General features: G+C 65.2%; 8 protein-coding genes and 1 pseudogene. 7 read left to right on the top strand and 2 right to left on the bottom strand.

Translation table 11 applies throughout. From position 1 onward, the window contains the following. Positions 1 to 130, top strand: a pseudogene (locus tag ACRCSW_RS13705) (IS30 family transposase); the annotation flags it as partial. An 81-nt stretch (positions 131 to 211) separates the two neighbouring features. Here ACRCSW_RS13705 and ACRCSW_RS13700 read toward each other — a convergent pair. Then, positions 212 to 604 (bottom strand): VOC family protein, encoded by a 393-nt coding sequence (locus ACRCSW_RS13700; RefSeq protein ID WP_438705918.1) that lies wholly within the window; start codon positions 602 to 604, stop codon positions 212 to 214. Positions 605 to 690: 86 nt separating this feature from the next. Then, on the bottom strand, positions 691 to 1,587 hold the full coding sequence (locus ACRCSW_RS13695; RefSeq protein ID WP_438705917.1) for a LysR family transcriptional regulator ArgP: 897 nt from the start codon (positions 1,585 to 1,587) through the stop codon (positions 691 to 693). Between the two features lie 81 nt (positions 1,588 to 1,668). Here ACRCSW_RS13695 and ACRCSW_RS13690 point away from each other — a divergent pair, with 81 nt between their 5' ends. The 6 genes from ACRCSW_RS13690 to ACRCSW_RS13665 all read left to right on the top strand — a co-directional run. Beyond that, positions 1,669 to 2,052 (top strand): ACT domain-containing protein, encoded by a 384-nt coding sequence (locus tag ACRCSW_RS13690; RefSeq protein ID WP_438705915.1) that lies wholly within the window; start codon positions 1,669 to 1,671, stop codon positions 2,050 to 2,052. After that, the gene (locus tag ACRCSW_RS13685; protein ID WP_438705914.1) at positions 2,045 to 2,647 is read left to right on the top strand and encodes a LysE/ArgO family amino acid transporter; all 603 of its coding nucleotides are present in this window, start codon (positions 2,045 to 2,047) and stop codon (positions 2,645 to 2,647) included. The genes ACRCSW_RS13690 and ACRCSW_RS13685 overlap by 8 nt, the downstream gene beginning before the upstream one ends. A 192-nt stretch (positions 2,648 to 2,839) precedes the next feature. Further along, positions 2,840 to 3,094, top strand: coding sequence for a ribbon-helix-helix domain-containing protein (locus ACRCSW_RS13680; protein WP_438705913.1), 255 nt, complete (start codon positions 2,840 to 2,842; stop codon positions 3,092 to 3,094). Between the two features lie 269 nt (positions 3,095 to 3,363). Next, positions 3,364 to 6,126 (top strand): DUF2793 domain-containing protein, encoded by a 2,763-nt coding sequence (locus tag ACRCSW_RS13675; RefSeq protein WP_438705911.1) that lies wholly within the window; start codon positions 3,364 to 3,366, stop codon positions 6,124 to 6,126. A 155-nt stretch (positions 6,127 to 6,281) separates the two neighbouring features. Beyond that, positions 6,282 to 7,586 carry a UDP-glucose dehydrogenase family protein gene (locus tag ACRCSW_RS13670; RefSeq protein ID WP_438705909.1) on the top strand — a complete coding sequence of 435 codons (1,305 nt, stop codon included), beginning with the start codon at positions 6,282 to 6,284 and terminating at the stop codon, positions 7,584 to 7,586. Between the two features lie 149 nt (positions 7,587 to 7,735). After that, a partial coding sequence (locus ACRCSW_RS13665; protein ID WP_438705907.1) for a calcium-binding protein occupies positions 7,736 to 10,126 on the top strand: 2,391 nt, incomplete at its 3' end.

The raw sequence follows: 10,126 nt of genomic DNA, 5'->3' as shown, positions 1-10,126 counted from the left end.
CGATCTATCTGTCCATTCACAGGCAAAACTCAGCGCAATTGCCAGACAGCTGAACGAACGACCACGCAAGACCTTGCAATATCAAACCCCAGCAGAGAGATTCGCAGAGTGTGTTGCGTCGATCAGTTGAACCCACCGGCCTTAGTGGTCATTCGTTCAGCTGGCATAAGCCCCTTGGAGACGGCTCGGACCGGAAAGCCGACTTGGCAACTCAATTGTTCATGACCTCAAACTTAAGTCCGTCCGGGTCCAGGAAGAAGACGGCGTAGTAGTTTCCTGGATAGTCGGGGTAGCTCTTGGGAGGATCCAGGACGGAGAAGCCACCCGAAACCAGCCAATCATAAACATGATCAATAACCTGACGCTCGGCGGCCATGAATGCAAGATGGTGAAAACCTGACTGATAAAGGTTGTGTTTGTGCTGCGCTCCGTCCGGCGTCGCCTGATACAGGAGAATTTCAGGCTGACCAGCTATGTACCAAGCAGCGAGCTTCTCCGTGTCGTACACCTTGACGTAACCAAGGATCGAAAGCAGGCCGTCATAGAATGGCAAGCTTTTCTCCAAGCTTCTCGCAGTCAGAGCAATGTGATGAACGGATGTCATGTGCGGTACCTCTATCTTTGCTGAGGGTAGCACGGGCATTCTGCCTTTTCAGCCTGGATGACCGTTCGGTCCCCCAAAGCTACCCCTTAGACCGACCGGCTGCCGACCAGCATCCCGCGGGCGGAGTGGCGGATCGCTTCGGTCACCGGGGCTAGGGCGGGGGCGGCCAGGCGGGTGAACTGCCAGTGGAGGGGGACGTCGAGGGGGGTATCCGGGACAAGTTCCTGAAGGGCGCCTGAGGCGAGGTGGGCGGCGACAAGCGGCTCGGGGTTCATGCCCCAGCCGAGGCCGGTAAGGCAGGCGTCGACGAAGGCCTGGGACGAGGCCATGCGGTGGCTGGGGAAGGCGGGGCGTTTGGCGTGGCCTTTGGTCTGGCGGGCGATCCAGCGCTCCTGCAGGCGGTCCTTGTCCGAGAAGGTGAGCGCGGGGGCTTTGCCGAGGGCCTCGGGTGTCACGCCTTCGGGGAACCAGCGGGCCATGTATGCGGGAGAGGCGGTGGTGCGGTAGCGGAGTGCGCCGAGGGGGATCGTGTCGCAGCCCTGCAGCGGGCCGGGGTGGGAGGTGATCGCGGCCACCACTTCGCCGCGTCTCAGCCAATCCTGGCTCACGTCCTGGTCGTCGATGACGAGGTCGAAAAGGAAGCCTTCCGTTGCGGCGAGCGCCGGGATGACCCAGGTGGCAAGGCTGTCGGCGTTGACGGCGATGCGCAGGGTGGCGGGGCCGGGGTTTAGGCTTGGGAGCTCGGCTGTCAGGGTGCGCTCAAGGAGCGCGACTTCATCATGGTGGCGGATGAGGCGGAGGCCGGTGTCCGTGGCAGTGCAGGGCTGGCCGCGGCGGATGAGGAGGGTGCCGGTCAGTTCCTCCAGCGCCTTGATGCGTTGGCTGATGGCGGAGGGGGTGACGTTGAGCTCGGCCGCCGCAAGGTCAAAGGACCCGCGGCGGTGGACGGTGGCGAGGGCGGCGAGCTGGGCGGGGTCTAGCATTAGCTGAACTTAATCAAGAGCAGGAAGATTAACTGGAGTGTGCCGTATGGGGCCGTTAGGTCAAGGGTGACGGAGGGACCGATGGCGGAACGTGATCTTGCGGTGCTTTTGAAGACGATGGAGCCGGAGCTTTTCCCGGAGCCTTACGGCTTTGCGGTCTGGGCCGGTGGGGCGCTGCCGTTTCAGCTCTTTGCGATGGTGGCCGAGAGGGAGGGGCTGACGGTGGTGGCTCCCCTTTTGGCGATGCAGGCGGCGGAGGTCGAGTCAGAACCCTGGGCGCGGATCAGCTTGACGGTGGCAAGCGATCTGGCGGCGGTGGGGTTGACGGCGGCTTTTGCCAAGGCGTTGGCGGCGGAGGGGATCAGCTGCAACGTGATTGCGGGCTATCACCATGACCATCTCTTTGTGCAGTGGGATCGGCGGGGGGACGCGATGACAGCGCTGGAGGGCCTGTCCCGTGCTTGAAGCGGCGATGCATGGGTATCTGGTGTCGCTGAGCCTGATCCTGGCGATCGGGGCGCAGAATGCGTTCGTGCTCCGGCAGGGCTTGCGGCGGGAGCATGTGGCGGCGGTCGTGGCGGTGTGTGCGGTCTCGGACGCGGTGCTGATCGGGGCGGGGGTGGCTGGATTCGGGGCCTTGAGCGCGCGGCTGCCGTGGTTCGGCGAGGCGATGCGGTGGCTGGGGGTCGTCTTTCTGCTGGTCTATGGGGCGCTCCGGTTCAAGGCGGCGCTGAAGGGGGGCGAGGCTTTGCGGCCGTCGGAGGCTACGTCGGCTTCGCTGGGTCGGGTGGTGGCGACCTGTCTGCTGCTGACCTGGGCCAACCCGCATGTCTATCTGGATACGGTGGTGCTGATCGGGTCGATCTCGGCCCAGTATGCGCCGCATCAGCTGGCCTTCGGGATCGCGGCGGCTTGCGGGTCGCTCAGTTTCTTCACGGCGCTGGGGTTCGGGGCGCGGCTCCTGGCGCCTCTGTTCGCCCGGCCCGTCGCCTGGGTCTGGCTGGAGATCGGGGTCGGCTGCACGATGTGGGCGATTGCGGCTGGGTTGGCTTTGGGGTGAGGGGGCCGCAAGGGGCTTCCGCCGGTGTCCCACGGTGGGACAACGGGTGAGGGAGAGGGATTTCAATGGGTTATGGGGGCGTTAGGGATTTGTTAGGGGTTGGGGGTGGAAGTGGCGCTGGCGAGCAAGCCTGGACTTGAGCCGTCTTCATTTTTGACTGTATTGAATACTACAACAGCAGAAGGCCGACCCGTGTCCCGCACTACGACCATGACTGTCCGTGTCGGCGGCGCGCTAAGCGAGTTTGTGGCGGCCAATCTCGGCGAGGACGGGTCCTACGAGAACGTCAGCGAGTATGTCCGCGATCTGATCCGGCGCGATAAGGCTCGGGCGGAGGCGGAGGCTTTTGATCGTTTGAAGGCTGAGCTGACCCATCCCTTCGCGGCGCCTGAGGACAGCTATCAGCCGCTAACTGTAGCCGAAGTCATCGCTCGCAACCGTTGCTAAGCGTGTGGTGGCGGTAAGGATGCCGGCTGGAGCGTCACAGCGCCTGGATGCCATCTAGCACAATATAGGGGACCGTTTTCCCTCATCATTCGGAGGGAGCAGGCAATCGATCACCCGAGCTTGGTTTTGGCGCGGGGAGTCGGGCTGAACCCCGGCCTGCGCGTCGGGTCTGGCGTTGCGCCTATCCCGCCCCCTCCGCACGCCCCACTTAGCTGGTGTGAACGAAGCTTCCCTAGGGTCCCCCATCAAGGCGATCCCCGGAGGTTTTCATGCCCGACGATACCACGATCCTGTCGCTGCCCCTGATCCTTCCGGCTCAGGCGCAGAAACATGTCACCCATAACGAGGCCCTGGTCCAGCTGGACCTGATCGTGCAGCTGGCGGTGATCAACCGGACGCTGACGACGGCTCCGGCGCTGCCGTCGATCGGCGACCGGCATATCGTGGCGGCGGGGGCGACGGGCCCATGGGTCGGCCAGTCGGGCCGGATCGCGATGTACACGCAGGCGGGGTGGCAGTTTACCCAGGCCCTGCCGGGCTGGCAGGCCTATGTGATGGCGGAAAGCCAGATGGCCTTTTTCAACGGCCTGACCTGGATCGCGCTGTCGGATGGGCCGTTGACGGTGGGCCGGCTGGGGGTTTCGGCGACGGCGGATGCAACGAACCGGCTTTCGGTGTCGTCCCCTGCGACGCTTCTGAATCACGCAGGTGCGGGGCATCAGCTGAAGCTGAACAAGGCGGCGGCGGCGGATACGGCGAGCCTTCTCTTCCAGACCGGCTTTGGCGGTCGGGCCGAGATGGGGACGGCGGGGTCGGATGATTTCTCGGTCAAGGTCAGTGCTGACGGGTCGGCCTGGTTCACGGCGCTGGAGGCTGATGCGGCCACGGGCGAGGTGACGCTGCCGCGGCTGGTGCATCTGGGGGGCCAGGCGGCTGATCCGGGCGCGCCGGTGGATGGGACGCTGTGGCTGAACACGACGACGGGTGAGGTGAAGGTCCGCTCGGCTGGCGTGACGCTGGCGGTGGGCGCGGGCGGCGGCGGCGTGAGCGATGGCGACAAGGGCGACATCAGCGTGTCCGGTGGCGGTGCGAGCTGGACGATCGATCCGGGTGCGGTGACGCTGGCCAAGATGGCTGATGTGGCGACCGACACGTTCCTTGGGCGCGATACGGCAGGGACCGGCGTGCCCGAGGTGCTGACGCCCGCGCAGGCGCGGGGTATCCTGAACGTGGCGAACGGGGCGACGGCCAACGCTTCGGACGCAAGCCTGCGCGACCGCGCGACGCATACCGGGACGCAAGCGGCGGGCACGATTACCGGGCTGTCCGGGGTTGCGACGAGCGGGTCTGCGGCCGACCTGACCGCGGGGATTTTGCCTGCGGCGCGGTTCGATGACACGGCGCACGGGAGCCGCTCTGGTGGGGCGCTGCATGCGGCTGCGACCGGCTCGGCCGCGGGGTTCATGGCGGCGGCGGACAAGACCAAGCTCGACGGGATCGCGGCGGGGGCGAACAACTATAGCCACCCGAACCATTCGGGCGACGTGACGTCGGTGGGCGATGGGGCGACGACCATTGCCAGCAATGCGGTTACGAACGCCAAGGCCGCGGACATGGCCACGGCGACGATCAAGGGCCGGGCGACGGCTGGTACGGGTGATCCCGAGGACCTGACGGGTGCTCAGGCGACGTCGCTTCTTGACACGTTCACCACGTCGCTGAAGGGGCTTGCGCCTGCGTCGGGCGGGGGAACGGCCAACTTCCTTCGGGCTGACGGAACCTGGGCCGCGCCAGCTGGTGGTGGCGGGGTCAGTGACGGCGACAAGGGGGACATCACCGTCAGCGGGTCGGGTGTGACCTGGACTATCGATGCCGGGGTGGTCTCGCTTGCGAAGATGGCGGATGTGGCGACTGCGCGCTTCATTGGCCGCGCGACGGCGGGGACCGGGGTTCCGGAAGCGTTGAGCGGGACGCAGGCGACCGCGCTTCTGGATACGGTCACCAGCGGGGCCAAGGGGCTTGCGCCCGCGTCGGGTGGCGGGACGACCAACTTCCTGCGGGCGGATGGCACCTGGGCTGCGCCTGCGGGTGGCGGCGGCGGTGCGCCTGGCGGGGTGTCGGGCGAGATCCAGTGGAACAACGGCGGGGCCTTTGCGGGGGCCGCGGATGTTGAGATCGAGGGCGGGCAGCTTCGGCTTCCGGCGATTGCAACGCCTGTCGCCCCGGCTGCTGGTGGGCTGAAGCTTTACAGCGCCGCGTTCGCCAACGATTTGAAAATGCTGGCATACCTTTCTGACAGCGGTGGGGAGACTTTGCTGCAGCCCTATACCGGTCGGGGGGTTTTCGGCCACTTCTCGGTCGGTGTCGGAACGGGGGTAACCGCGCTTGGCGTCAGTTCCTCGCCCACCGGTACGGCGACGGGTGTCAACATATCGGTGGGGTCGCGCCGCAACCGCCTGCGCCGGATCGAGTATCTGGTCACCACTGCGGCTGCCACGGCCGTCGCGGGATGGCGGCACAATGCCACGCAGTTGTCGGTCGGTGGGGCCAGCGCCTGGGAGGGCGGCTTCTACTTCAGCGGCCATGCCGGGCCTTCGACCGGTGTAACCAACGCGAGCCACCGGTTCTTCATGGGGATGCGGGACAGTGTCGGGCCGACCGATATCAACCCTTCGACCATGCTGAGCATGTTCGGGATCGGGTACGATTCTGCTGACACTCAGGTGCAGTTCATGCACAACGACGGGACGGGCACGGCGACGAAAATCGCCCTTGGTGCGGCCTTCCCGAAGCCGAACGCAGACCGGCTCTTCACGTACTTCCTGCAGCTATACTCCCCGCCCGGCACGGCGCAGCGGGTCAGCTATCGTGTCACCTATCTGGAAACCGGAGCTGTGGCGACCGGCACAGTCGTAACGGACTTGCCCGCCGTCACCAGTCTTGTGACGCCCAATCACTACGTCAGCGTCGGCGGAGTTTCCTCGGTTGTCGGATTGGCGGTGGGGGTGCAGCAGTTCGGGACAGAGTACTGAACCGGGCATGTCAGGCTGAGATCGGGCCGGTCGCAACGACCGGCCCGACGCATTTTTGAGCGGTGGCGCAGGATCCCGGCGGAGATCGCCGCTGCCATTTGACACCCTTCGTGGCCCTGCATAGACATGCGCCTGACTGGCAGAAGGACTGAACGATGCGCATCGCGATGATCGGGACGGGATATGTCGGGCTGGTCTCGGGGGCGTGTTTTTCGGACTTTGGCCATGATGTGATCTGCGTCGACAAGGACGCGGGCAAGATCGAGCGGCTGAACCAGGGCGAAGTGCCGATCTTCGAGCCCGGCCTTTCGGCGCTGATCGCCAAGAACACCGTGGCCGGGCGGCTGTCGTTCACCACCGATCTCGTCCAGGCTGTCGATGGCGCCGAGGCGGTCTTCATTGCGGTGGGCACTCCGACACGGCGGGGCGACGGGCATGCGGACCTGACCTATGTGATGGCTGCGGCTGAGGAGATTGGGCGGGCGCTCACCGGATATGCGGTGATCGTGACGAAATCCACGGTCCCGGTCGGCACCAACCGCAAGGTGGGCGAGGTGGTGAAGGAGGCCAATCCGGACGCGAAGTTCGATGTGGCCTCGAACCCCGAGTTCCTGCGCGAGGGGGCGGCGATCGACGATTTCATGCACCCCGACCGGGTGGTGGTGGGTGTGGAGTCGGGCAAGGCGCGGAAAGTGATGGCCGAGCTTTACCGGCCCCTGTCCCTGCGCGAGTTTCCGATGGTCTACACCGGGCTTGAGAGCGCGGAGATGATCAAGTACGCGGCGAACGCGTTTCTTGCGACCAAGATCACCTTCATCAACGAAATCGCTGCCCTGTGCGAAAGGGTGGGGGCCGACGTGAAGGCCGTTGCCAAGGGTATTGGCATGGACGGGCGGATCGGCGACAAGTTTCTGCACGCGGGCCCCGGTTATGGCGGTAGCTGTTTCCCCAAGGATACCAAGGCTTTGGCCCGGATCGGGCAAGACCATGCCTCGCCGATGCAGATCGTCGAGACCGTGATCAAGGTCAATGACGAGGTGAAGCGCCGGATGATCGACAAGATCGTCGATCTTTGCGGCGGATCGGTGCGCGACAAGACGATCGCGGTGCTGGGCGTCACCTTCAAGCCCAACACCGACGACATGCGCGAGGCGCCGTCATTGACCATTATCCCGGCGCTGGTCGGGGCTGGCGCCAAAGTGCGGGTAAGCGACCCGCAGGGCAAGCATGAGGGCGAGGCGCTGCTGCCCGGCGTGAAGTGGATCGAAAACCCCTATCAGGCGGCAAACGATGCGGACCTTGTGGTGCTTCTGACCGAGTGGAACGAGTTCCGCGGCCTCGACCTGGCTAAGCTTGCCCGGAAGATGGCAACCCCACACCTGGCCGACCTGCGCAACGTGTATGACCCGGCCGAGGTCCGCGAGGCCGGGTTCACGGCTTACATCGGCGTCGGGCGCTGAGGGCGAAGCCCCGGAGTTCTGCAGCTTTTGATGTGGCTTTGCCGAAAATCCCCGGCAATCGCCCAGATTGCGCCCCCTTCAGATCATCGGCTCTGACTGCTCTCGAAGGCACTCTTGCCCCCGGGTAACTGGGTGTAGTGGGGCTTAGGGTGCTGAACTTCCAGGTGGTGGAGACGTTCACGGCTGCGCCGTTGAACATGGTGTCGGGCATTTCGGATCTGGAGCTGGTGGTGCAGGGCGGAAACGTCCTGCTTTACACCGCCACAAGGGCGGGCGGCGGGGTCATGGCGCTGGATGTCGACGGCGCGATGAGGGTGGTCGATCAGGAGAACCTCGCCCCCGGCTCCAGCCTTCCGGCCGAGGCGGTCCTGGAAACGGTGGTGATCAACGGGTCGGTGCATCTTGTGGTGACCGGCGCGAACCAGGCGGGGGTTCATGCCTATGCGATTGCGGGGGACGGATCGCTGTCCGCACCGGTCCAACTGCCGGGAAGCCTTGGGGGGGCGATCGCGGCCCAGACCGTGATGCAGATCGGCGGTGTGACGTATTTCTACGCTGCCCGGATGGGGGACAGTACCATCCACACCTATACGGTCGGCGCAAACGGCAGCATGACGCTGGTTGGATCGTGCGTGCTGGACGGACCCCATACCGGGGTGGACATCTCGGCGCTTACCCCGGTGACGGTGGGGGGCAACCGGTTCCTGATCAGCCTTTCGCTGGAAGCAGATGTCGTGCGCGCCTTTCCGGTGGGTGCGAACGGCACGCTTGGCAATCCCCGGATGGTCGGCGCGCCGGAGGGTCTTGGGATCGCTGACCCCTCGGCGGTTGAAGTGGTCGAGATCGGGGGCAACACTTTCCTTGTGGTCGCTTCTGCCGGATCGTCTTCGGTCAGCGTGATCGGGCTTCGCCCTGACGGGTCGATGTGGGTTGCCGACCATGTGATCGACACGCTCGACACCCGCTTTCAGGGGGTGCAGGCGCTGGCTGTCTGTCAGGTGGGAGACCGGGTCTTCGTCATCGCCGGAGGGGGCGACGAGGGGATAACGGTCATGATGCTGACGCCGGACGGGCAGCTTCTGAACTGCGGCCAGCAGCTGCAGCTACCGGGGCTGACGCTGGACAACATCACCGCGATGACCGCGCATGTGACCGGCGGCGTGATCGAGCTTTTCGTCGCCTGCGAAGGCACCGGGATCACGCGGCTGCGGATCGACCCCGGCACGCTGGCCCCGATCCAGACCGGCGGGCCAGATGCCGCGACGCTGACCGGTACTACGGGGTCGGACATGATCCTTGGGGGCGAGGGGGCCGAGCAGATCGAGGGCGGTCAGGGTTCGGACGTCTTGGGCGATGGTGCGGGCAGCGACAGTATTTTCGGTGGCGCGGGTCAGGACTTGTTCGTGCTGACCGCCGATGGCGCCTATGACCTGATCGCCGACTATCAGCGCGGCATCGACCGGATCGACCTTTCGGCCTGGGGGGCGATCCATTCGCTGGCGGCGCTGACGATTACCGCCACCGCCACCGGGGCGCTGATCACCTGGGGCGAAGAAGCGCTGGAGATTGCCACCCCGAACGGCATGCCGCTTCTGCCTGGAAGCTTCCAGCTGTCGGACTTCGTCGGCCTCTGGCATGCGGCCCCATCGGGACCCGACCCCGAAGGCCTGATCCACGGAACGAACCAGCTGGACCTGCTGACCGGTGGTGCTGCGGACGACATGTTCGTCGTATCGGCCGGGGCGGACACGATCGACGGCGGCGCGGGCTTTGACTGGGTCATCCTGAGCGGGGCGACAGCCGGGATCCGGGTCAATCTGGAGAGCCTCAATCACAACACCAACATCGCGGCAGGACAGACCTTCATCTCGATCGAAGGCATCATCGGGTCTGCCTTTTCCGACATGTTGACGGGGGGCACCGAAAACAATGGAATCAACGGGATGGACGGCAACGACCGTCTGTCGGGGGGTCTGGGAACGGACAGCCTTTTTGGCGGCAACGGCAATGACATGCTCCTGGGGGGTCCGGCGGCCGATACTCTGGACGGCGGTATGGGCCGGGATCGGGTCACCTACCGCGAATCTCCCACGGGTCTTGTGGCTGACATTGGCAATCCTTCGCGAAACACGGGCGAGGCCACGGGTGACACTTATGTGGCGATCGAGGATCTGGAAGGGAGCCCTTACGACGACAGTCTGGGTGGCGACGGGCAGGCGAACAACATCGTCGGCATGGAAGGCAACGATCTGATCGAAGGGCGGCTTGGCAACGACCTGCTTTTCGGCGGCGACGGCAACGATACGCTTGTGGGCGGTGGTGGGACGGACCGGCTTGATGGCGGCAATGGCATTGACTTTGCAAGCTTCGAGGACAGCGCCGTGGCCATCCGCATCGATCTTGCCAACCCGGCTTTGGCGACCGGGGATGTGGTGGGCGAAGTCCTTGTCGGGATCGAAGGGTTCCTGCTGACCGGTTTCGCGGACAGCTTCGCCGGCACCGATCTTGCCGATCGGGCTTTTGGCGGGGCGGGCAACGAT

Origin of the sequence: Tabrizicola sp., assembly GCF_051645465.1 — a bacterium.
Taxonomy (GTDB): domain Bacteria; phylum Pseudomonadota; class Alphaproteobacteria; order Rhodobacterales; family Rhodobacteraceae; genus Tabrizicola.
The sequence above is the reverse complement of the archived record's forward strand: the minus strand, read 5'-3'. Positions and strand labels throughout refer to the sequence as shown.